Below are 22,560 nucleotides of genomic sequence, written 5' to 3'. Positions count from 1 at the left end.
CAAGCGGACTACTCGTTGCATGGGAGCAGCGCCATTCTCTCCACGTAGCAGGAGTGCAATCGTCTCCTCAAGGGCAAAGCAACGTCTCAGGAAGCTGGCGGCGATTTGGCTCATAGGGGCACCTCTTTGCGAGTAAGATCATGCGGGCCTAAGCAGTAAAAGAAGCCCGGTGATGTGCCGGGCTTCCATGCTGGAGAAAGGGCCTATTCGGCCTCTTCCTCTACGGGAATCTCATCGAACTCCTGCTCATCTGCTGCGGCTTTCTCTGCGCGGTCGAGCTTGAGGATGGAAGTTACCCGGATGCTGTCCGTGCGTACCGGCTTCTTCGCCTTCTTGGGTGTGTACTCGGTGTGGCGAATCTCGCCCTCGACCTGGACGTGTGCGCCCTTCTTGAGCGTGGCCGCAAACTCACCAAACTTACCGAAGACAATGCAGCGATGCCATTCGGTATGCGAGACGTACTCGCCGCTCTCTTTGTCCTTGTAGGAGGTCTTAGTGGCAACCGAGAACGTGGTGAACTTCTGGTCGTTCTTGCCGTTGCGAATCTCTGAGTCGTTGCCGAGGTAGCCGATGAGGGTTGCGCGATTGAGGTACATGGTGGTGTCTCCGTTTTTGAATTCCCGAACTTTGTTCGGGTCACACCGGGCGAAGCCAAGCGAGTGGGCGCGACTCCCAAGGCCGAAGCTCTGCATTTACGGTGGGTCCGTCGAAGATGGAAACCGTAACCCGGAGGGTGCGTAGCAAAGCAGAAGAGCGAGCCTGCCGCCGGGCGTCGCATAGGCCCCGAAGCAGTGACCGAACATGGACGGAATAGCACCGGGGAGACACACGCCAGAGCCACGCACACCCTCTGCTCCCTGACGACGCTATCCACCGGCAAACCAGAATCACGTCTCTGCCTGACCTTCGGACAAAGAGGCGCAGTCCGCGTCCCGATTCGCTCGTCTTCCCGTTCGGTGTGCCCATGCCCAAGAGCACATGCCAGAGGCGAGGCGTATTCGCTACATCATGCTCAAGAAGGTCTTTCATGCGGGTACGCTCCGATTCGGGTTTCCGTCCTCAACTCATGCCGCGCTTGCCGCAGTGGAGGCTCGATAGATGTCCTCTGTGAGGAAGCACTGCTCTGCATGGCTGTAGCCGTTCACGGCAATCACCTCGCGCACCCGGCGTCGACCCGTATGATCGCGCTCGCAGTACAGAACAAAGTCGATGGCTTCTGCTGTCTCTGAACGCATGAATGCGTGGTTGAGATTCGGCCTGGCACTCAGGGCCAGATTGGAGAGGCGATTCAGAGCGTCGAGCGCCGACTTTGCATGAATGGTGGAGAGCGTGCCGCCGTGCCCTGTATTCATCGCTTGCAAGAGGTCGTATCCGCATTCATTGCGAATCTCGCCCATGATGATCCGGTCTGGACGATGGCGGAGCGCGGCGGCCAGAAGTTCGCTGGGCGTGATGGCAACCTGGCCGGGGATCTCCTCTACAGCCTCCCAACGGACAGCGTTGGGATGAGATACCTTTAGCTCGGCAGGTTGCTCGATGATGAGCAACCGTTCGTATTCCGGGATGTGGTCGAGGAAAGCCTTCATCAGAGTTGTCTTGCCTGATCCGGTTCCGCCGCTGATAATCCCGTTTTTTCTGTCCCCGATCAGGCGCACGACAGTATCCCGAACATGCGAGGGAATACTGCCCGATGCAATCAGCTCATCGGAGCTATACCAGCGGTTGAATTTGCGGATGGTAAGGGTTGGCCCGTTGATCGAAGATGGAGGGCCGACAACCGCAACACGTGAGCCGTCCGGCAAGCGTGTATTCAGGATGGGATTCTGTGTCGTGAGGTCTTGCCCGAGGATACGAGCGACACGCTCTATCGCCGCTTGTAGCCGGTCGTTCGTGTATGGGGCGGAGAGCGGGATATGCTGCACAACCCCACCACAATCTGCGTAGACGCCCGTAGTGCCATTAATCATCAGGTCTGAGATGGACGGGTCTAGCAGAAGCTCGCGCAACTCCGGCGGAAAGAACGGAAGTATCAGCTCGTAACTCACCGGGAAACTCCCGGCTGTGGCGGCGGCGCAATCACAGGATTTGCCTCGGCTGTTCCGGCAACAATCGGAGTAACGGAGACACGGTTTTCGTGGAATTCGGTGATGGTCAGTCCAAGCGGATTGATGAACTCATATTGCGGGTAAATCTTGGCTTGGTCGCTGACCTGCTTGGGATTCAGGTAGTAGGTGAGACTGAGCATCCAATGCTCTATGCGCGGCTCCCGCGAGTGGCTTGGGGAGTAGAGCTTGTCGATGGCGACAAGGGCAGTGCCACGGGCGATTGTGGCACCTTGTACAGTCTCCTGGGACATCGACGTGATAGTGACATTCTTCACGTCCACATCGCTCTGCTCGATCTGGCCCGCGATCACCTGCGAAACAAGATGGTTCTGGTTATCTTCAAGCATCAACTGCGAGGCCAGCGTTTGCGCCATGAAGTAGTAGTTGAGCGAGTATTTCTTCCCGATGGTGTCGCGGTTGATGGTGTAGCGAAAGTTGGCCCACTCCATGAGGTATGTCCGTACCTCGCCTTCACGCGGGCTATAGTTCAAATCGCTGTATTGGATTGCCTGGGCGCGGCCCATTTCGTCAATGCGGATATAGCGATTGGCGATGGGACGGCGGGCCAATGAGAGATTCAGCCACATGGAACCGAGCAGTAGAACCGTTCCACAGCTTAGGGCCAGTCGATATGCTTTTCGTTCGGCATAGTGAGAGGCATAGACCTCATTGCCGATGTGGTCAGTGAGGAGCGACTGCTCCGGTGTCAAGGATGCTTCAATGGGTCCTGTGTGGGTGGACATGGGGAGATTGACTCCTTTCGCTTATGGCTTGGAACACGACGAAAACGTAAATCATGCCCGCGATTATGGCCCCTAGTAGGACCACAACAAACACAGCTCTGAAGGGCTTTCCCATTCCAAGGCGATGCAGGGCTTTTACACGCAATAGGTACTCAAACATAGGCTCACGCTCCTCCCATCATGGCAACGGTTGAGGCAGCAGTTGTAGCGAGCTTTGTCATGCTCTCCGCCATACCAGCCGCTCCACCGAATATCGCCTGCGTCATGCTCGGGATGTAGAGCATGTTGACGATGAAGGCGATGAACACCATGATGCACGGAATGAGATTGGCAAGCCACATCTCCATTGAGTAATTTCCGTTGAAGGTCTGTTGGATAAATGCGTTCATAAAACCCGACCAGACGAAGATGAACGCGGCAGCTACCGCGCGAATCATAGCGAAGCCGATAAGCACGTCGAGGAAGTGAAAGAACTTTGCTCGAAACGTCTTGGTCATCAGCAAAGGCACGAAGATGGGACCGAATAGAGCGGTCACGCCATAGAGGATGAAGGCGCTGCAATTGATGACGAAGAGAATGGCCGATGCGATACCCAAGAGACCCTGCACCACGAAATAGCAAAGGATCTGAACGGGGGCCATGAGAGACGGCATTGCGGTATTGTCGCCAGCGGTCTTGAAAAGTTGGAGAAGACTGTCGAGCGAGTTCTGATCGAACGCCGCGACCATCGCCTGTGCGATGTAAGAAAAGAAGTGGTTGACACCAAAGCTCGCGCCGGGGAATGGGTTCACCCAATAGCTTTCAAGCAGGCAGCAGAGAATGAGCCGGAGCAGGAAGTTGACTAGATCGCCTGCATGAACAGGTTGAGCATGGAAGCGGAGAGTCATGCTGGTGGTATTCCAGTTGATGACCATGCTGATGAGGGTGAAGAGTGCGATGCAGCTAAGTTCTGTAAGTCCAAGCTGCGTCAAAGCGCCACCGTTCTGCGTGGTGAGATTGGTCAGATTGTTTGTGAACTGATACAGCCAATCGACGCCGGAACTTGCGCTCGGTAATGCTTGTGCCAACAATGCCAGGGAAACCATATCGCACACTCTCTCAGGTGAGGTTTAGGGGATGTACTTCTGCCACGTCTTGCCTTCGTGGGCAGCGGCGGAGTTGTGCTTCGTCTTGTTTGCCTCTACACGCTGTCGGAATGCCTCGTCACGCTGGCGCTGATCTTCGGCCTCCTTCTGCTGTTGCTGAAGGATGGCCGCTGCTTTGGCGGCGGCAGCGGCGGCTTTCGCCGCCTCGTGCCGCTGGTAAGTAAGCGCACCACCAATCGCGGTGAGAGCCGCGAGGATGGCGAGCAGGATTTTCGTATTGATTGCTTTCAGCATCGTGTCTCCAACTAGGGAAGGTAGGTCTGCCAGGTGCTCGATTCGTTGGCGGCGCTGGTATCGTTGGCGGAACGCTGTTGCTGCACGAAGACTGCTGTATTGAGGTCTTCGACATGGGCGTTACGTCGCTCCATGTTGGCGACCGTCATCTGCGAAGCAAGGCAGGCATGAAGCGTGCCCTGGGACTGCATCTCACTCAATCTCTGCGCCTCGGAAGCGTTGAGGAGATTGAGTTGTTGTACTTCGCTGTTAGTGCTGTCGCCGCCATCGAATTGCTGCGAAAGAAGCGAGGTATTGGCCGTGGCATTCTCGCTGCGAGCCGCACGGTACTGGCCCACAGCGGTAAGGCAGTCGGGAGAGACAGAATCGGCGGTCTCGATCATGGCGAGTTGTGACGTGCGGGAGCTGCCAAGGGACTGGCTGGCCAGATAAGACGGAGCACTGCCGTTCATAGTGACGGTAGCGGCCTTCCACGCTGTGCTTGATGCGCCGGGTGAGTTGCTATTGAGCGCGATGCTCATGCCCGCTGTCTCACCGAACATATTGGCGACGTTCACGTTTTCAAGAGCGTGAAGCGTCGTCTGCCACTGCTGCTTTGCCGAGAAATGCGTGATGTTGCTCTTCAGCATGATGTACTGGCTCTCCAGCGTGGTGAGCTGGGAGACAAGGCTGGCATAGCTGGTGGGGTCGAAGACGATATCTCCGATGCCGAAGAGAGCGAAGCTCGGCGTCGCGGTGAGAAGCACCGCCGCGCCTGCGCTGATAAGCCATTTACGCCGGTTGGTCAGTTTGACTTTCATAAAGCCTCCTGCGGTCTGCGGTTGAACTACATGCACTGCGGGCAGGTTGGGTCCAACCTGTCCAGGGGAAACGTGTGGATGTGTGTTGCGTTTGTAATGGCCTCGGTGGACTGGAGGTAAATCCACGCGAGCGCGTTCCGTCCGGTATCTGTCCCGACAAGGAGGAGAGCTAGCAGAACAGCGGCGATAATTCCAGACACCTGACAGAAACGATGGGATGTAGCGGTCTGCATGGCGGTCAATCCTCCTCTGCAAGCTGCCGCGCTACCTGCGGGATGACGGCAACCCACTCCGCGCCGCTGCGTTCGATGGCCTCGGCAATCGTGTACTGGATCTCTTCAAGCCAATCGGCACGGTTGAGGACAAGAGACACGGCGAGCTTTTCGCCAGTGGACTGCAGGGCCCACGCATCATGTCCTCCACGTTTGGCATCACGCGACTTGCGAAGGAGATGTTTGTAACGGTCGTTCATCGCAATGCTCCTTTCCTACATCGTTGGATCGACGCGATGCTCCGCGTAGGCCGGAATCAAGAGGTCCGTGCCGATGTATACGCGGGCGCGGGAGCCTTCCTTGAGCGTGATGATGGGAAGCCGATTCAGGAAGTGATTCAAGACCTGCTCTCCTTCGGTAGCGGACTGCTCAGAGATGCCATTGCGAATCTGAGTGGAAGGTTCAAGAACACTGCCGTTGTTGCCGATTTGAGCGAGACCACCCAGGCCGCCGATGGCGGCTGCGGCGGCGAAGGCCTGCAGGTAGCCGTGGTCCACCTTCGTCGCCAACCCGGTCGTGCCGATCTGGTCAAGGCCGATGTACTTCGCAAACTCCAGAGAAAACCCATCGGGACAGATGGCACGATGGAAGGTTACGAACATCTTGCGCTGCTGGGCGTTGCCCACGCTCTGCACGTCACCAAGCAGGCGTGTCCCTTGAGGCAAAAGAAGCTGCTGATGGTCATGGGAGTACAGATCGGTCGTCAGCGACACCATGATGGGGCCGCTGAACCCGCCGTCAATGTGATTGGTGACGACACCCTCAAGCACGGTGCCCTCGAAGATGCGATACAAACGGCCATCATAGGTATCAAAGTTGTATGCGGCCATCGCATTGCCTTTGCTGTCAGTCTTGGCCTCTACGTTGGTGGGTTTTCCGGTCGGTGCCGCGCCGCCGGCCGCGGGAGCAGCCGTCACTTGCGCGGCCTCCGTTGTCCCTACTCCGGGAGCGGCGGAAGTCGTGCGCTCGAAGTCAATCGCTACGGTATCGCTGTTGATGGCGTCCTGCTGCTGCTTCTCCTTGGCAAGCTGCTTCTGCTTGGCCTCGGCCTGCGCCTGCGACATCTCGGACGTGTGCTTGGGAGCATTCGGATTGTCGCCGTAGATCGCCGACCGCTGCGCGGCAGTCATCGGCGGTGCGCCCGCGGCCTCCGGGCCGGGCGCGCCTTCGGTCTGCTGGAGCTGCTGGAGCGCGGCGTTAAGTTCCTGTTGATGCTGCCGCGCCTCGGCGTCACGCTGCGCCTGCAACTGCTGTTGCGACTCAAAGCTATTGACCTGCTGGGCGTTCGGCGCTGCCGGGCGCATCGGCAAGCCGCTGGCCGGAGCATTCTTCTTGCTGCCGCTCAATAGGCTGGAGAGATTGGCGATGCCGATAAGCCCGATGATGACGACCAGGGCGATTACGACCGGCATACTCTTCCGCACTGGAGGCTTCGCCTCCGGCTGCTCGGGCACGGTTGCAGGGATGTTCTGATTCGGTTCCGGCATGGCTACCTCACTTCCTCGGTGCGGTGAAAATCAACCTTCTGCTTGCCGATGGCGAGGTAGCCGTTCTCCAACTGCTTTGGAACGGTGTAGAGGCCATTCGAGAAATCGAAGTTGATGAGCGAGGGCTTTTTGTCCTTCACCTCGTAGAGAGCAGGCGTCTCCTGAAACACCCCACGCAGATAGGTGAACTTGTCATCGCGCCAGATTGCCTGCAAGCCAAGCTCTTTGCCCTTCGATTTGTCCCAGGTGAAATCAAAGTGAAGCGAGCCGGGATACTGGCTGCGATACGCCTCTTCCTGCGTTTTTTCAGCCTTCAACATTGCGGCCTGTGCTGCTTGCGCGGCGGCTGCTTCCTGCTTTGCCTTGTCCAGCTCGGCAGCGGGAACGAAGACAGGCATCTCAACCAATCTGTCCTTAGCAGCCTTGTCGCCGGGAGCGATGAAGACTTTTGAGTCGAAGTGGGGATCTTCGTCAGCGGAGACCTCGCGCAATTGCAAGGTGTATTCGTTGCCATGATCGGAGACGATGTGAACGTCCGTCATACTACCCGCAACTTTCGGCTTGATGCTGATGAAACGGCTGGCGACATGGCCGCCATCGAAGACCCAATCCACGGTGTCACCGGCAAAGACGTTCACAACCTTCTCCTGATCGGGAAGCAGGATCAGCGTCGATTGCAAGAGGCCAGCGCGAACCACAGGAGGCGTGTCCGCCTCGGACACGGTGATGGTGCGGGGCGCGTTCGGCTGAAAGTGCTTCTGCTCGGGTGTCGTTGGGCCGGACGCAGAGGCAATGCTTGTGGTCAACGCAAGGCCAACGGTGATGAAGATCAAGACAGGTGGTTTCATTGCTCTGATCCTTTCGGTTAGGCGGACTCGCCCTGGGCAAAGCGGCTGATGCCCTCGGTGAGTCCGTACTTGGCGATGAGTTTCGACCGACGTACCCGGTCCTTGGGTTTGGTGGAGAAGGTTGCATAGCTGCGGTTATCGAGATTCAGCGTGACGACTTTGGTGAGGCCATCGCGCCGCATGTACAAGCCTTCGCGGTCCTGCAAGCTCTCGAAGAGAGCGATCTGCTGTTCTGTCATCTTGAACAGTTCGGCGTACCGCTTCCGATTGAACGTCGCGTCTTTCAAGAACAGGAATGACGTGCAGGAGTTCACGATGCTGTCGGCGTTCGCCCCTAGGTCGTCAGCCGATTGCCCAATCATCGTCACGCCGCCAAGATTCTTGCGAACCGTCTTGATCGAAGCGAGCGCCCCGTCCAACAACTGCTTGTTCTTCATCGAAGAGAAGATTTCTTCGATGAGGATGTGCTTGGGCACGCCAAGATTGGCGGGGTTGTAGAGAACATCGTTGATGCGCCTAAGCAGCCACACCATCAGAGGCTCGATCAGGTCGGCATACTGCTCGTTGTTGACTCCCTGGAAGTCGAAGCATTGCAGGCGGGAGAGCGAGAGGCTGTCTTCTACGTTGTCGAAAACAGCGTTATAAATGCCTTTGCCAACCCACTTCGACATATAGCGGTCAAGCTTCTTGGGCAGGAAGAGGTTCGAGAGACGACGGTTCTCCACGTCTAGCAGGTACATATCCTGCACGGCCTTATGAATTACGTCATCGTCTTCGGGCTCCAGCTCCGCGCCGCCATTGGTGAGCAGGAGTTTTACGAAGGAATACAGGAACTTGATGTTGCTTTCGGTCGGCTCCAGAGCGAAGGGATTGACGCGCGGGCCATCTTTCCCCACGCGGTCAACACGCCCGCCGTATAATTCGACAACGCTCTCGTAGCTGCCTCCAATGTCGAAAATGTAGGTAAATCCGCCGTATTTCTGCTCGAGAGCGATGATCTGGTTCCCATGAACCGACTTTCCGGTCCCTGTCGGACCGATGATGAGCATGACCCTCACGCCATCCACATACACGTCCTGAAAGAACGGCGTCCGGGTGCGAGTCTCGAAGACATTCAGGTACTCCGAGTCCAAATCCTCCGAATGCGGGTGCCCGATGTGCGGAGCGAAGATAGAAGAGAGCCGCGCATGATGATCCTCCGCAAGCCACAGCGGAAAGACGTTGAACTTGTGATTGCCAGGGAACATCGCATAGAACGCGGAGAGATTGCCAAGCGTCTCTTCCATCACTTGTGCGCGGGCTTCGACGAAGATCCGATGCACAGCAGGAATGGTGTCGCGTAGTTGCTCCGCGCTGCGAGCGGCGAGCAGCAGGCGGAGGGAGTATTCGCCCTGCGCCTTCTTATCCAACTCGCGGATGACCTGGCTCAAGTCATCGACATTGCTATTGGCGGCCTTCGCGCCCGCGCCGGTTTCAAGCGATGCAGTGTCGCGTCCGCTCATCACACGAGTCAGTACACCGACCTTGAAGAACGAGATGAACTTCTCCTGGGCGTCGATCTCGCTGCGGGCCGCAGTGGTGGACTTCACACGCCATGTCGAGCACAGCACGCTATCGCAATCGAGGGTGAGGAGGCTGGAGAACTGGCACGGCCTCGATGCCTCGGGCGTCGTCTTCAGAGAGAACATCTGCACATGGCGTTTGCCAACTTGCAAATAATCGCTATGCCACGCAACCGGGTTCTTCACGATCTGGCGGTCTACGCCGGTATCGCTGCGGAGCTGGTCATGGCTCGCCCAATCTTCAAGGTTGAACAGATAGCTAAAGAACTGGAAGGCTTTGCCTTTATCGAGCAGCCGCAACCCAAGCGTGCTGCCGAGATGGCTTTCAAGGATGGTGGCCGTCTTCTGAAGTTCGGCCAACATGCGTGATGTGTCGGCGGTGTTCTCCTGCGGCTCGCGCTCAAACGCTTTCGCCTTGGACGGCTCCAGCGTGAGGCACCAATGGAGATCGATACGACGGAAGGCAGCCGTCTCCTCAAGAAAGGTGAGGCGGTCGTCTACGAATACCTGGGTGACGGAATTACCGTATTTCGACTGACGGGGCAGCTCAAAGCCCGACATAACGCGGGCGTACTGGTACAGGCAGGAGCCTTCAGGCAGTCCACGCAGCGCGCCCTCAATCGTCCGCATCCGCGCATCAAGCTCCTGGTCGGTCAACCCTTCTTCGTCCATGCCGGTAAGGGAGAACAGGCATCCGTACCCGCCGCCTTTGAGCGCAAAGACATTCGGGCCGACGAAGCGCGAGATTGGCACAATCGAGCACGCGGCTCCAGCTTTGGCGAACCACGGCGTATGTTTGATTTGCTCAGTGTTTGCGCGGGTCATAGTAAGACCTTTGGCCCAAGCTCAGGCCCCAGAGTTGGAACATCTTTGGGTGTTTACGAACGATGAGCCATGCACTGATAGCAAGTGTCGGAAAGGCCACCATCGCCAGCAGGCGAAACCCAACGAGGAAAACCGTTACGCAGACGAATACGATCGCCATCCATGCTGTAAGATCGAGGCCAAGCTTGGCTCTCGGTCGATTCAGCGCTTGATTGATTGGTAACGGCTCTCCCCGCTTGGTCATAGCAGATGCACCTCCTACATCTGCTGCCCGGTTAAGCTGCCTATCCATCCGGCTCCCCAACCGAGAACTCCGGCACCGAAAAGAGCGCCGAAGAGTCCAGGAATCGCATCCTGAAACCTTCCCGACATCATGCGGATTCCGGCGAAGATTAGGCCGCCGAAGCAAATCACAGCACCCGCATAAATGCAGAAGGTTTTGAATGTGCCCATTAACGTTTGTGCCCCGGAGAAGTCCATCGTTCCCTGGGCGTGAGCGACACCGCTTCCGACTCCCGCGAACAGGAGCGCAGTGAGCGTCGGTGCCATCACATGAAGGGCGTGGCGGAGGGTTTGCTTTGAGAGGGGGTTTACCCGCCGTTTGGCGGGGAGATTGGACGACCGATTGAGAGGCTTTCCCAACCGGATTGCGCGGCGGATTCTGAGCATCTTTGCACCTCCGCTGACTCTTGTGTCAGCTAGGCGCAAAGCTAAGAGCGGCGCGTCGAAACGTCCAATGACATTTCGAGCATTCGTCATGCCTTACGGGCATGACGACGTCAGGTTGAGGCGGGCTCTACGGCTCGTAATCGCGGATGATCTTCGGCGTCCCAACGCCGCCCTCGAACAACGTTCCTTTGAACGTTGGCTGATAGGAGACAGAGCTGGAGAACGATGTTCCATCTGTGAACTCAATCAGCGTTTCGCAGCCATCGGTGTCGTCCTCATATAGCTTGAGGGCTTTGATCGTCTTGCCCGCCACTTCAGGGCATTCCACATAATCTCTCGTCACACTCGATCTCCTGAAAGGATTCGATGCAATCTAGCCTGTCCCCTATTAGGGGATTCGTCAAGGGTTTCCCACACTTGAAAGGTGAAGAAACAGAAAAAACCTGAGACCCGCGTGTCCCGCAAGGGCAGGACGGCGCAGCATCAGGCTTTGTATGACAGATTTATCGAAAAGCTGATTTTGGCCCGTGAGGAAGCAAGGCTGACGCAGCGGGACGTAGCCGCCCGCATGGGCAGGCCGCACTCCTTCCTCTCGAAATGCGAAACCGGTGAGCGCAGCGTCGAAGTGTTTGAACTGATCCAGCTCGCTCAAATCTATGACAAGCCTCCGCAACACTTTCTAATTCCCGATTAGCCGATTGTCGCGGAAGTCCCGAAGAAAGCAAGTTCAATTCAATCCGTGCATGTATTCACGGAGGAGGGATGTCGTCTGTGTCAGCCCTTGAGCTTCCAGCATGGCTAGGTATTCATCCACATTCTTGGGGGGATTCTTCAGGCTGTTGCGGTGGTTTTCGGCGGCCTCAATAACCAGACCTGGAGCGAGGTCGAACAGATTCAAAATGAACTCATCGGGGTGCTGCGCCTCAATACCAAAATCCCGAAGAGCCTCCCGGGGAAAATCCTTCAGATTGCATGTGACGATCACACTGGCACCACAGCGGATTGCTGCTGCCAGGACGTGTCGGTCATTCTCATCGGGTAGAGTAAGGCCGGGAATCAGGTGTTCATACCCTGTCACGAGTGCATCGGGAGCGGCTTTGTCCATGAGTTCCCGAGTACGTTCCAACTTATCGCGCGTGAGATCGGGACGGCTCTTCAAGAGATTGGTGATCCACTCGTCATGTACATGGGCGGACCATTGCGCGCGGAAGACTCCTGTCAGCGCAAGGTGCATCAGAAAGTTCCGCAGCTCAGCGGGATAAAGAACATTCGCGTCGTAGAAGACAATGAACGCTGCCACGATCAGATCCCAATCTCCTGGTCATACGCTGCCAGTTCGGCGAGAGCGGCCCGGCGTTCCGCATCGGCCTGGCGCTTGTACGTCATCAGTGCGTCGAAACGAACCCGGCGATGGGTACCCACCTTTCGGTATTCCATCTTGCCCTCGTCTAGCAGTTGAATCAGGGAGGGGCGCGAGATGTTGAGCATGTCCGCCGCTTCCTGTGTCGTCAGCTCTGCATGGACCGGAATCAAGGTCACGGCATTTCCCCGCGCCATCTCTTCCAGAATCCGAACCAGCATTCGGACCGCAGGGGCCGGAAGCTCCAATGTCTCCTCTTTGACAGCATCCACAACACGGACCCGGAGGGGGGCTGTCGATCGCATACGCGGAGCCAACAGGCGGCTCGTCTCACGCGCAAGCGTTGCATCTGTTTCTGTGGGCAGGGTCGGCATAAGAAGTGTCTGGGACATCACATCACCTCAACATCATTGTCCCATGTATTCGAAGCATTCGCAATCAATCGAATCAATCGAAATCGTTGCGGAGTCGATGATCGCACCCGAAATCCAACGACCCGTGGGCACAAAACCCAACTTCCAAAACGCGCTCCCAATAAGCTCCCGCCAGGCTGTCTGGAGGGTACTTTTCCGTACTTCCGTGTGGCTATCCGTACCAAAGAAATCAGTTAGATACGCGAGTGCACGGCCACTCATAACCCAAAGGTCGTAGGTTCAAATCCTACCCCCGCAACCAACCGAATTTGCCGTGACATTGTTCATCGCTTTTCGCGTATCTTGCCTGATTCCTGGCACCTCCCCTGCTTTTATTTCGCTATATAGTGTCCTTGTTCGCTGAAATCTGCGAAAGATGCTTGTGTTGCTCCTTTCTGGCCGGAGCTACGCCGCGGTGTGTTATAAAAACTCTTTCGATTGTGTAAGGAGTTTGGGAATTCAATCAAGAGCGCAACAGGGCTGCGAATTGGGAGCGATTTTGGATAGCGTCCTGCTTAATAGCGGGTCTAAGAATGCATATCCATTAACATTTGGTAACCGTCGTTCATCTCATTTGAAGACTATTGATGGTTTTCTGCACCGAGCCACAATTTTTCGACCTAATCCCGCGAGCTAGAATTCGTCGGTGTTGGCAAAATGCATTTAAATGAGCTCTGTAAGGGGGATCGTAGTGTCCACAACTAACGTTTCCTCCCATAATGGATCCCATAGCATTAGGCATCGGTTTTATTTTAGTGACACGAAAGTTTTCGCTATTTGACCGCAGGTAACCACCTGTAGAATAAGGACTAATAGCCAGTAATCTTCGAGACATTCTCAGCTAAACCGTGTCATCGAAGAGGGGTGGACTAGACGGAGCCCAACTGGTTTACAATTGCCCACCGTCTAAGGGGTTCTATGCTTCAACGCAGTGCATTGCTTAAGAACACAGCCTATCGAAATGTGCGTGGACTCGCCCTCGAGGCGGAAGTTCATTCGAATGAATCATTTGAATATGATCATGTAGTTCCGTTAGACCTTATTCGTTCTGCGAATGCCAAGACTTCCTCTTTTACATACAGAGTCGTGAAGCGCTCTGTTGACCTGTTTAGCTGTCTGCTACTTGTTCCGGTAGTCATGCCTGTGTTCCTGGCTGTAGCCCTTTTAGTTCGACTGAGCTCACCCGGCCCGATTTTTTATCGTGAGACTAGGCGTGGCAAGAATGGGCGCGAGTTTACGATTTTTAAGTTCCGTTCGATGTACACGAAAGAACATCTCGATGAAGTGCTTTCTTATAACGAATGCGAGATGACGCAAATGAAGCGCCGACAGGAACAGAAGCACACTGGGGACGATCCACGTGTCACCCGTGTAGGACGGTATCTTCGTAAGCTTAGTCTTGATGAATTGCCTCAACTGATCAATGTGCTGCGGGGAGAGATGTCGTTGGTGGGCCCTCGCCCCGTGGTCTGGGCTGAACTTGAGCGCTATGGCGTCAACGTCCATTTCTACAAGCTGCTGGTTCCTGGAATTACCGGCCTCTGGCAGGTTTCGGGGCGAAATGACGTGAGTTATGAGCAGCGAGTGCAGTTGGATGTGCAGTATTGCAGCGAGTGGAGCGCATGGTTGGATTTGAGAATCGTTCTCCGTACGATCCCGGCTGTTCTCAAAGGTAAGGGCGCTTACTAAGCCTGGAAAGATCTAAAACATCCACAAAATAGAATGAGCTCCCCGGCCGGGGAGCTCATTCTATTTTGTGGATCTCATCAAACTTCCAGGATCGATACCTCTTTCACCTTTGCTGGTCCTGAAGGTGAGCGCTGGATGAGCAGTGTCTTCAACTCCCAAGGTGCAAGGTTCATGGTGTGGTCGAGATTTAGGAGAGTGCTTTTCAGGGATGTCTTTGTCGCTATCCCGGAGCGTTCCTGTACGCGGACGACGTAGCCGTCCTTGACGTTCTCCGCTGGTTTGAGCGCAAGCACCCATACTGAGCTGGGGGAGACCTCAAAGAATGACTGCTCCCATTCCATGTGGCCCGCGTGGGCAGAAGTCATCACATGCTCAGCCGGGGTTTGGAGTTCCTCTGCAAGACGATCCAGCGCCAACTGAGAATGTCTTCCTTTCTTCGCTACTAGCCAGAAGCGGCGTTCCTGACGACCCTGATCCTGCCATGCATTCGCATCGAAGTAGGTGGTCTTATCAGGCCTGTGACGAGCGAACGGGGCTGAACGAATAAGTACTGTACGGAAGAGCCCGTCGAGGCAATCGTAGCTATAGGTTTGCTCGTTGATGAGAGCAAGCGTGTAGTCGTTGGAACCAATTTTGCCTTGCACTGCCGCCCAGTCCTGATAGGGCTCTTCTTCACCATTGACGGCACGCTCAATGATTGCTCCGGGGACCTTCGTGAAAATGCGAGGCTGAACCAGTGCAGTGGGGATTTCAAGTTTCAGCATCTGCTCATGCTGATTCCAATTGATGACGAAGCGAAGTTCTACCGCATCGATACCAGCGTATTGAACGAGATCAAGAATGATCTCTGATTCCATCCATGTGGCGCGGTGGCGAGTGATTTTAGTGACCGGTCCTTCTTCCACCACGCCAGCAGAAGCCAAGGTGGGGCGTCCTATTTCCTGACGGAATTCGTTTACGCCGTGTGCCCAGGTATCTGCTGTATCAGACACAACGACGAGCCCTATGCTCCTGGCTAAAAGTTCAGTTCCATCTTCGGCCTTTGCAGAAGATATGCCGAATCCGGTCTTAGAAATAGTGATGGCATTTGAGAACGCTTCACCATCCGGTGCGGGGCCGTGCGCGAGTTCGAATAACTTGTACCCGCAGGCTGGCAAGTCCACCCAGGCTGTAAGTCGAAGGTGTTGCTGTGTCATGCTCTCGGAAGCTAGCCACTGGATCGGATACCTCTTTTGATCTTTGTCAGTCAGGTGAGTAATAAATTCCAAGTTATCTGGGCGTCGTCCTGTGTAGTACTCGACTAGTGTTTTGCGCGGCCAAGGTAGAGGATTCCATAGGAATACTGCACCCTGGACTACCTTGGTGGTGTCTACCTGACGGGCCATTGTCTGCAGTGCTTGCACCTTAGTTGTTTGAGCAACTTCACATGCAAAGCCGAGGCTGTCACGCACATCCTGATAGTCCGTGTAAAGTGCTGTTCCTGCGGCCATGTCGTGGAACTGACAGAACAGAATCTTCCACCAGGAGTCGACAAATTCCTTGTGAGGGTATTGATGCGTTGTCGTGAGGCTTGAGAACAGAGAGATGGACTCGGCTTCCACCATAGAACGTTCTGCACGGCGATTAAGCGCCTTGCCTTCTCCGTATGCGGAATAGCAGCCACGCGAATGATGCTGCAATTCGTGGCGCACTACAGGAAGGGAACTGAATGCAGGTGATTTTTTTACTGCATCGAAGAACTCATGTAGCGTGCTCCAGCGCAATTCCGGGAGATTCGGATCGCCTTTCATCTTCAGGACTTCACGAATCTGTGCGGCAGTTACTGCGCCTCCATGATCACCGACGCCGAGAAAGAATGCCGCATCATTCATACCGGGTGCAAAGTCGTGTTCTGCTGCAGGCGCAATCCCTGAAGGTTTGCCTTCGTAATCCTTATAAATTCTAAGTGCGAGTACACGCGAACCATCGGGTCCTTCCCACCAAAACAATAGTGGAAGATCCATCTCATGCTCCTGTGGCCGCATGAAGACGTAATACTCGTAGCCAGCATTCTTCAGGATGGTTGGAAGTCCTGCAGCGTGTCCGAAGGAGTCAGGGTTGAATCCGATTTTGACATCGACTCCGAGCTCGTTCTTGCAGAATTCTTTTCCGTAGAGGCAGTGGCGAGCAAAGCTTTCCGTCGCGGGGATGTTGCAATCGGGTTCAACAGGCCACGCACCCACTACTTCCCAGCGGCCTTCACGGATGCGCTGCTTGATCTCTTCAAACATTCCTGGATCAGCATTCTGAACCCAGCGGTAATGCATTGAAGAAGAGTGGGTGTAACAGAATCCCGGTGTGTCTTTGATGCGATTCAGCGCACTGCGGAATGTGTTCAACGCTTCGTCAGAGCCATCGCGCCAGGGCCATAGCCATGCGGCATCAATGTGCGAATGCCCCATAATGTGCATTACGCGTTTGCTGTTTGTACTGTTGCTGTGCACGACCTGGGCAAAGGAATTGGAAACTGCCACTGTGCTGAGTGCTGCTGTCCCCTGAATTAAAAAATCTCTTCTGGACAGGCCGCTTTCATTTGTTTTCATTAAGACCTTCCTCTTGCATTGATTGCGGTATGCACGACACACGAGAGTCCCTGCGCGTGAAGATGTCGATAGGAAACACACGTCTTCCATGTCGAGCCATCGGCGCGATTTACACTTCGCTGTCGTCGGATACTTTTCTGGCAATCCTGCCAGAATCACACATGCTCTTATCTTTTTTGGGCTCAACACCTGTCAAGACAGCTCCGGACAAAGCTGCTATGACAACTTAAAGCCAAGACACCTTTGGTGAAGTGAGAAGTGCCGTTAGCCTGCGCGATAGAATTCGCGGGACAGCGTTTCTATTTATTCACCGCACCTGCGTTAGTGGGCGCGCGACTCCGTTACATCTTTATCGCTTCTCAAGGGAGTGTTTTGTGTTTACTGAAAAGTTTAGTAAGTCGACTTATTATCGCCTGTGTGTAAATTCGCTTGCGATGGCTGCTGTTCTGTGCGGATGCCTTATTTCATGCGGCATTGCTCATGCGCAATATACTCCGGAGACGAAGCAGTTTGATAATCCTGGGCCGCAACAGATAGCTACTGCGGTGCAGGCCTTATCGAAGCAGTCGCAAGATAACATCGACAAACTTTCTAAGTTAGATGAACTTCCTGCGCCAAGCTGGAAATATCACGTTGGATATGTGGCCGGTGCTCAAGAACCTTCGTTTGATGATTCTTCCTGGCCTGCGGCAAGTGCTTCCGGCTCTGTACACACGCAAGAGATTCTTTGGGTGCGTGGGACGGTAACGGTTCCGCAGACGCTCAACGGATACGACCTTACGGGAACGAAGTTATGGATTCAGGGGTGGCGTCCTGAAGAATACGCGCTTACGCTTTTTATTAATGGGGAGCCTGCTGGCGAAGGCGAAGGCCTGATGCCGCAGGTTCTTGCCAAGAACATCAAGCCGGGCGACAAGATCTTCGTTGCGATGGAGCTTCGAGTTTCAGGGCGTCCTAAGAGAGTGCCGCTCACGCGCATTCGCATTGATTTTCTTCCATCACGGCCCAGCCCGCGCGATTTGTATAACGAGATCATTGCTTCAACGCTTCTCGTTCCACAATTTGCAAAGAACGACCCTTCGAAAACGGCTGCTCTGGATAAGGCTGTGAAGGACATTGACTTCAAGTCTCTGGATGCTGGAGATCAGAAGGCATTTGATGTTTCACTGCGCAAGTCACAACAGGATTTGGAAGTGCTGAATCCAGTTGTGAAGCAGGCGACCTATCACATCACCGGTAACTCCCACATTGATGCGGCATGGCTGTGGCCGTGGTCTGAGACTGTGGATGTTGTGCGTCGTACGTTTGGCTCCGCGCTCCACCTGATGAATGAATATCCTTCTTACACGTATACGCAATCAGCGGCTCAATATAACGAATGGATGGCTGATAAGTATCCCGAGATTAACAGTCAGATTAAGAAGCGTATCCAGGAAGGGCGCTGGGAATTAGTTGGCGGCATGTGGGTGGAGCCGGACCTGAATATGCCGGATGGCGAATCGCAGGTTCGTCAGCTGCTGATTGGTCAGCGTTCGTTCAAGGAACTCTACGGAACGACGGCAAGCATTGGCTGGAATCCAGATACGTTTGGTTACAACTGGCAGCTTCCTCAGATTTACAAGAAGTCCGGCATTCATTACTTCGTGACGCAGAAGATGGTATTCAATGAAGCGAATCCACTTCCATTCAAGTTGTTCTGGTGGGAATCGCCTGATGGCAGCAAGGTTCTTACTTACTTTCCGCACGGTTATGCGAATAACAAAATGACTCCTCTCCGCATGACCAATGATTTTGTGCAAGAGCGCACGCTTGCTCCTGGTTTGACGGAGATGATGGATCTGTACGGTGTGGGCGATCACGGTGGTGGCGCGACACGCATGGTTCTGGATGAGGCAACGCATTGGGCACAGCCAGATAAGATTGCTCCCAAAATTGAGTGGGGCTTTGCGAAGACTTACTTCAGCGATGTTGAGAATAAAATTTCCCCTGCCTCGCCAACGTGGAACTATCAGGCCATGGGGAAGGGAGTTGCTGCACTACCCCAGCCGGAAGCAGGAAAGATCAGCATCCCCACGTGGAATGACGAGCTTTACTTCGAGCATCATCGCGGCACGCTCACCACACAGGCTACGCACAAACGCAATATGCGTGAGAGCGAAGAGTGGGTTCTGAATGCAGAGAAATATTCTTCGGTCGCATGGCTCGATGGAAGCAAATATCCTTCCGCGGAGTTGAATGAAGCATGGAAGAAGGTGCTCTTTAACCAGTTCCATGATCTTGCTGCAGGTTCGGGAATAGGTGTTCTCTATAAGGAATCGCAGAAGGATTACGACCAGGTTCGCTGGGCAACGAACGAGGCTTCCTCGAAAGCACTCAACACGATTCAAGGACACATCAACACCAGGCTGGCAGGGCAGGTTCCTGTTGTTGTTTTCAATCCACTGGGATGGAATCGTTCGGGTGTTGTGCCGGTTGACGTAGAGATGCCAACGTCAGAAGGCGATGGTGTTACGGTGCTGGATCGTGCTGGTCGTGTTGTGCCCTCACAGATCGTATCGCGCAATAAGACGACCAACACGTACAGCCTGTTGATTCAGGCGAAGGATATCCCGTCGCTTGGCTACGAGGTGCTTCATGTTGTTCCTGGCCATCGCACGTTCGTGACCGATCTCAAGGCAAATGGAACCGTGCTTGAGAACGCGAACCTCAAGGTGTCGGTGGATCAGAGCACAGGTTGCATCACGAGTCTCTATAACAAGAAGGACAACTTTGAGGCGTTGGCTTCGGGTGCGTGCGGCAACGAATTGCAGGCGTTCAAAGACACGCCTGTGGATGATGATGCCTGGAACATTGATCCCAGCACGTTGGACCATGTCATTCCACTTACCAAGGCTGATTCGGTAAAGCTGGTGGAGAATACGCCATTCCGTGCGGTAGTTCGTGTGGAGAGAACATGGCAGAGCTCAAAGTTTGTGCAGGACATTACACTCTACGCCAATTCGGATCAGGTGGAAGTGGTCAACGATATCGACTGGCATGAGAACCATATCCTGCTGAAGGCTGCTTTCCCATTGGCGGCATCGAGCAGTATGGCGACTTATGAAATTCCTTACGGAACGATTCAGCGCCCGACGACAAGAACCAATAGTTGGGATGCCGCGAAGTTTGAAGTTGCCGCGATGCGCTGGGCTGACTTAGGCGATGGAAAGCATGGCTTTTCTCTCATCAACGAGTCGAAGTATGGATACGATGGCAAAGACAATGTGTTGCGGTTGACGTTGTTGCGTTCGCCTTTGTCTCCTGATCCGGAAGCCGATCGTGGCCATCAGCATTTCAGTTTCGCGCTTTATCCGCATGCTGCTGACTGGAAGACGGCACTCACCGTTCGTCATGGCTATGAGTACAACTACAAGCTGCAGGCGTTGCAGGTGCAGGCGCATACGGGATCGTTGCCGTTGACGCACTCTTTCATCGAGGTCGACAACAAGAATGTTGTGCTGACAGCGGTGAAGAAGGCGGAAGACGAAAACGGACTGATCCTGCACTTCTATGAATGGGCAGGGCAGAGTGGCAAGGTTGAGTTCCGCATTCCTGTGGGAGCGAAGTCTGCTACGTTGACGAACCTGATGGAGAAGCCTGAGGGAGATCCGATACCTGTTGTTGATAAGAATAAGGTTGAGGTTTCTGTAACTCCGTATTCGATTACTTCACTGCGTGTCGATTATCCCGATGCGCAAAAGTAATAGCACCAAGGAATCAAACGAAATGGCCTGCCGTGTGGCAGGCCGTTTTTGCATGTTGAATAAGTCGATTTACTTCGCGTGTACCAGCGGCATTTCCACCAAATGCTGCATGATGAACCAAGCCTGCAGCTCGTTTGCGCGAAGCACGTCGGAGACAGCCAGATCGTTGGTGCCGTCGTCGCCGTTGTCATCGGCTTCCTTCGCAATCTTGTGGCAGTCTTCGATGATGATCTTGTGTGCTTCCAGCAGGCGAGAGATCTGCACGGGGACCTCTTCCTTGCCGCGCGGGGGGCGCGCGATGCGAGTTACTTCTGCAACATCGCCACCCATCGCTACCGAAACGCCGCCGAGAATCTGGATGCGCTCTGCGATGGTGTCGACGATCTCCACCTGTTCGTCAAAGTGCTTATCGAACAGCAGGTGAAGCTGGTAGAAGGTGGGACCGGCAACCTGCCAGTGGTGCTTCTTATACATGTCGCGCAGCGTGATGGAATCCGCCAGAAGCTGGTTCAGTGCTTTGCACGATTTGGCGCGGACTTCTGCATCCAGGGCTAACGGAAGGTCCTGAACGACGGTGCCCCACTTCTGAATCTCGTGGGCTTTTTCGTGCCAGTGGGGTGTGATCAGATCCTTTGACTCAGCCTTCTTCATTGCAACTGCCATGGTGCTTGCTCTCCTTTGGGCTTGTCTCGTTGGATGCGAGGGCAGGGGATACGGTGGCCTTTTTCGTCGACGCAGAAAACACGAAGGGCGCGGCTAAAAGCCGCGCCCTTCGTATATGTTGCAGTGAAGTTACTTAATGCCTACATCCGGAACTACTGAGTAGCCAGGACGCAGCAAGTGGTCGTCATTCTCGCCCTTTTCAAGGTCGATACGGACGGGGATACGCTGCACGACCTTCACGTAGTTACCCGTGGCGTTCTCTGGCGGGAAGAGCGACAGACGCGAACCCGTTGCACCACCAACCTGAGTTACGCGGCCCTTGTACTTGCGGCCACCCAGAGCATCGACCTTAACGGTAACTTCCTGACCTACCCTCATGTGCTGGAGCTGGGTTTCCTTGAAGTTCGCGGTGATCCAGAGGTTATCCAGCGGAATGATGGTCAGCATGTTCTGGCCGGGCGAGATGTTCTGACCCACCGAAACATTCTTCTTGTTGATAATGCCGCCGATCGGAGCAACGATGTGGCAGTAGCTGAGGTTCAGTTTTGCCTGATCCAGCTTTGCCTGTGCCGTCATGATGTCGGCATTTGCTGCTTCTGCACGAGCCTGCTGTACCGCAACCTGCTTCGGAGCGTTCTCGCGTGCCTGCGCTGCGTCGCTGCGTGCTGAGTTCAGTTTGGACAGCGTCTGGGCCACGGCTGCCTGCTGCGCAACCACATTCTGCTGTGCCTCCAGCAGAGCGCCACTGGTGGCTGCGGCCTGAGCAACTGCCTGGTCAAACTGCTGCTTGCTGATCACGTCTTTTTCGACGAGGGGCTTGTAGCGGTCTACGTCAAGCTGTGCCTTCAGTGCGTTTGCTTTCGCCTGATCGACGCGTGCCTGTGCGGCAGCCACGTTCTTCTGAGCCTGTGCCACAGCAGCCTCGGCCGTCGAAACGTCCGATCCCGATGTCGCGACCTGCGTGCGCGTCTGAACGTTCACGATGGGCACGTTGGAATTGGCCTGGATATAGCTGGCCTTTGCATTGGCAAGCTGCGCTTCAGCCTGTTCGACGGCTACCTGGTAGTCGCGGGGATCAATCTCAGCGATGACGTCGCCTTGCTTGATCTCCTGGTTGTCCGTGACATTGACCTTGATGACCTGGCCGGAGACACGCGCGGATACCTGGTAGAGATCGCCATCCACCTGCGCATCATCGGTGTCTTCTGTCAGTGTGGAGCGCCAGTAGAAGAAACCGGACACCAGAACCAGAAGGAGGACCACGACAATAATGATGAACTTGCGGCGAGCTTTTGCCGGTGCCGTCTCAGACGGATCGGGTGCTGCTGCCTTGTTCTGCTGCTGTTGCTGCTGATCGGAATCTGCCACGATCACTTTCCTCCGAGTTGAAGAGCTTGTTTGTAATTCGTTCCGGCGTAGC

General features: G+C 54.9%; 21 protein-coding genes. 3 read left to right on the top strand and 18 right to left on the bottom strand.

Annotated elements, in window-relative coordinates:
• Positions 1–203: 203 nt before the first annotated feature.
• From JAO32_RS14675 to JAO32_RS14615, 13 genes are all read right to left on the bottom strand, one after another.
• Positions 204–596, bottom strand: a complete 393-nt coding sequence (locus JAO32_RS14675; RefSeq protein ID WP_334241689.1) for a single-stranded DNA-binding protein — start codon at positions 594–596, stop codon at positions 204–206.
• Between the two features lie 468 nt (positions 597–1,064).
• Complete coding sequence (locus JAO32_RS14670) at positions 1,065–2,045, bottom strand: CpaF family protein (protein ID WP_334241687.1); 981 nt, start codon at positions 2,043–2,045, stop codon at positions 1,065–1,067.
• Complete coding sequence (locus tag JAO32_RS14665; protein ID WP_334241685.1) at positions 2,042–2,848, bottom strand: VirB8/TrbF family protein; 807 nt, start codon at positions 2,846–2,848, stop codon at positions 2,042–2,044. The genes JAO32_RS14670 and JAO32_RS14665 overlap by 4 nt, the downstream gene beginning before the upstream one ends.
• Positions 2,849–3,012: 164 nt before the next feature.
• Positions 3,013–3,933, bottom strand: a complete 921-nt coding sequence (locus tag JAO32_RS14660) for a type IV secretion system protein (RefSeq protein ID WP_334241684.1) — start codon at positions 3,931–3,933, stop codon at positions 3,013–3,015.
• Between the two features lie 24 nt (positions 3,934–3,957).
• The gene (locus JAO32_RS14655; protein ID WP_334241682.1) at positions 3,958–4,227 is read right to left on the bottom strand and encodes a hypothetical protein; all 270 of its coding nucleotides are present in this window, start codon (positions 4,225–4,227) and stop codon (positions 3,958–3,960) included.
• A gap of 11 nt (positions 4,228–4,238) precedes the next feature.
• Positions 4,239–5,027 carry a hypothetical protein gene (locus JAO32_RS14650; RefSeq protein WP_334241680.1) on the bottom strand — a complete coding sequence of 263 codons (789 nt, stop codon included), beginning with the start codon at positions 5,025–5,027 and terminating at the stop codon, positions 4,239–4,241.
• A 238-nt stretch (positions 5,028–5,265) separates the two neighbouring features.
• Positions 5,266–5,499 (bottom strand): hypothetical protein, encoded by a 234-nt coding sequence (locus JAO32_RS14645; RefSeq protein ID WP_334241679.1) that lies wholly within the window; start codon positions 5,497–5,499, stop codon positions 5,266–5,268.
• 15 nt (positions 5,500–5,514) lie between these two features.
• Positions 5,515–6,786 carry a TrbI/VirB10 family protein gene (locus JAO32_RS14640; RefSeq protein WP_334241677.1) on the bottom strand — a complete coding sequence of 424 codons (1,272 nt, stop codon included), beginning with the start codon at positions 6,784–6,786 and terminating at the stop codon, positions 5,515–5,517.
• 2 nt (positions 6,787–6,788) lie between these two features.
• Positions 6,789–7,634: a TrbG/VirB9 family P-type conjugative transfer protein gene (locus tag JAO32_RS14635; RefSeq protein WP_334241675.1), complete on the bottom strand. Its 846-nt coding sequence runs from the start codon at positions 7,632–7,634 to the stop codon at positions 6,789–6,791.
• Positions 7,635–7,651: 17 nt separating this feature from the next.
• On the bottom strand, positions 7,652–10,021 hold the full coding sequence (locus JAO32_RS14630) for a VirB4 family type IV secretion system protein (protein WP_334241673.1): 2,370 nt from the start codon (positions 10,019–10,021) through the stop codon (positions 7,652–7,654).
• Positions 10,002–10,265 (bottom strand): VirB3 family type IV secretion system protein, encoded by a 264-nt coding sequence (locus JAO32_RS14625; protein WP_334241671.1) that lies wholly within the window; start codon positions 10,263–10,265, stop codon positions 10,002–10,004. The genes JAO32_RS14630 and JAO32_RS14625 overlap by 20 nt, the downstream gene beginning before the upstream one ends.
• Before the next feature lie 14 nt (positions 10,266–10,279).
• Positions 10,280–10,570, bottom strand: coding sequence for a hypothetical protein (locus tag JAO32_RS14620; protein ID WP_255550732.1), 291 nt, complete (start codon positions 10,568–10,570; stop codon positions 10,280–10,282).
• A 247-nt stretch (positions 10,571–10,817) separates the two neighbouring features.
• Entirely contained in the window at positions 10,818–11,033 is a 216-nt protein-coding gene (locus JAO32_RS14615; RefSeq protein ID WP_213803153.1) for a hypothetical protein, read from the bottom strand.
• An 81-nt stretch (positions 11,034–11,114) separates the two neighbouring features.
• On the opposite strand from JAO32_RS14615, the gene JAO32_RS14610 reads away from it, so the two are divergent.
• Positions 11,115–11,384, top strand: a complete 270-nt coding sequence (locus tag JAO32_RS14610; RefSeq protein WP_334241666.1) for a helix-turn-helix domain-containing protein — start codon at positions 11,115–11,117, stop codon at positions 11,382–11,384.
• Positions 11,385–11,417: 33 nt separating this feature from the next.
• Here the strand turns inward: JAO32_RS14610 and JAO32_RS14605 are convergent, their stop codons facing one another.
• Positions 11,418–11,990, bottom strand: coding sequence for a PIN domain-containing protein (locus tag JAO32_RS14605; RefSeq protein ID WP_334241663.1), 573 nt, complete (start codon positions 11,988–11,990; stop codon positions 11,418–11,420).
• 2 nt (positions 11,991–11,992) lie between these two features.
• Entirely contained in the window at positions 11,993–12,442 is a 450-nt protein-coding gene (locus JAO32_RS14600; RefSeq protein ID WP_334241662.1) for an excisionase family DNA-binding protein, read from the bottom strand.
• Between the two features lie 939 nt (positions 12,443–13,381).
• Here JAO32_RS14600 and JAO32_RS14595 point away from each other — a divergent pair.
• Positions 13,382–14,152 carry a sugar transferase gene (locus tag JAO32_RS14595; protein ID WP_334241660.1) on the top strand — a complete coding sequence of 257 codons (771 nt, stop codon included), beginning with the start codon at positions 13,382–13,384 and terminating at the stop codon, positions 14,150–14,152.
• A 77-nt stretch (positions 14,153–14,229) separates the two neighbouring features.
• Here the strand turns inward: JAO32_RS14595 and JAO32_RS14590 are convergent, their stop codons facing one another.
• Positions 14,230–16,665 (bottom strand): glycoside hydrolase family 38 C-terminal domain-containing protein, encoded by a 2,436-nt coding sequence (locus JAO32_RS14590; RefSeq protein ID WP_334241658.1) that lies wholly within the window; start codon positions 16,663–16,665, stop codon positions 14,230–14,232.
• Between the two features lie 503 nt (positions 16,666–17,168).
• On the opposite strand from JAO32_RS14590, the gene JAO32_RS14585 reads away from it, so the two are divergent.
• Complete coding sequence (locus JAO32_RS14585) at positions 17,169–20,477, top strand: alpha-mannosidase (RefSeq protein ID WP_334241656.1); 3,309 nt, start codon at positions 17,169–17,171, stop codon at positions 20,475–20,477.
• A 69-nt stretch (positions 20,478–20,546) separates the two neighbouring features.
• On the opposite strand, the gene JAO32_RS14580 is transcribed toward JAO32_RS14585, so the two are convergent.
• Positions 20,547–21,140, bottom strand: coding sequence for a Dps family protein (locus JAO32_RS14580; RefSeq protein ID WP_334241654.1), 594 nt, complete (start codon positions 21,138–21,140; stop codon positions 20,547–20,549).
• A 129-nt stretch (positions 21,141–21,269) separates the two neighbouring features.
• Complete coding sequence (locus JAO32_RS14575) at positions 21,270–22,508, bottom strand: HlyD family secretion protein (RefSeq protein WP_334241652.1); 1,239 nt, start codon at positions 22,506–22,508, stop codon at positions 21,270–21,272.
• Positions 22,509–22,560: the final 52 nt, after the last annotated feature.

This window comes from Terriglobus sp. ADX1 (assembly GCF_036877645.1).
Lineage (GTDB): Bacteria > Acidobacteriota > Terriglobia > Terriglobales > Acidobacteriaceae > Terriglobus.
The sequence above is the reverse complement of the archived record's forward strand: the minus strand, read 5'-3'. Positions and strand labels throughout refer to the sequence as shown.

Coding starts and splice junctions, on each gene's coding strand:
- JAO32_RS14675 (WP_334241689.1), bottom strand. CDS start 596: ATGTACCTCAATCGCGCAACCCTCATCGGCTACCTCGGCAACGACTCA.
- JAO32_RS14665 (WP_334241685.1), bottom strand. CDS start 2,848: ATGTCCACCCACACAGGACCCATTGAAGCATCCTTGACACCGGAGCAG.
- JAO32_RS14660 (WP_334241684.1), bottom strand. CDS start 3,933: ATGGTTTCCCTGGCATTGTTGGCACAAGCATTACCGAGCGCAAGTTCC.
- JAO32_RS14655 (WP_334241682.1), bottom strand. CDS start 4,227: ATGCTGAAAGCAATCAATACGAAAATCCTGCTCGCCATCCTCGCGGCT.
- JAO32_RS14650 (WP_334241680.1), bottom strand. CDS start 5,027: ATGAAAGTCAAACTGACCAACCGGCGTAAATGGCTTATCAGCGCAGGC.
- JAO32_RS14645 (WP_334241679.1), bottom strand. CDS start 5,499: ATGAACGACCGTTACAAACATCTCCTTCGCAAGTCGCGTGATGCCAAA.
- JAO32_RS14640 (WP_334241677.1), bottom strand. CDS start 6,786: ATGCCGGAACCGAATCAGAACATCCCTGCAACCGTGCCCGAGCAGCCG.
- JAO32_RS14635 (WP_334241675.1), bottom strand. CDS start 7,634: ATGAAACCACCTGTCTTGATCTTCATCACCGTTGGCCTTGCGTTGACC.
- JAO32_RS14630 (WP_334241673.1), bottom strand. CDS start 10,021: ATGACCCGCGCAAACACTGAGCAAATCAAACATACGCCGTGGTTCGCC.
- JAO32_RS14625 (WP_334241671.1), bottom strand. CDS start 10,265: ATGACCAAGCGGGGAGAGCCGTTACCAATCAATCAAGCGCTGAATCGA.
- JAO32_RS14620 (WP_255550732.1), bottom strand. CDS start 10,570: ATGGCACCGACGCTCACTGCGCTCCTGTTCGCGGGAGTCGGAAGCGGT.
- JAO32_RS14600 (WP_334241662.1), bottom strand. CDS start 12,442: ATGTCCCAGACACTTCTTATGCCGACCCTGCCCACAGAAACAGATGCA.
- JAO32_RS14595 (WP_334241660.1), top strand. CDS start 13,382: ATGCTTCAACGCAGTGCATTGCTTAAGAACACAGCCTATCGAAATGTG.
- JAO32_RS14585 (WP_334241656.1), top strand. CDS start 17,169: ATGGCTGCTGTTCTGTGCGGATGCCTTATTTCATGCGGCATTGCTCAT.
- JAO32_RS14580 (WP_334241654.1), bottom strand. CDS start 21,140: ATGGCAGTTGCAATGAAGAAGGCTGAGTCAAAGGATCTGATCACACCC.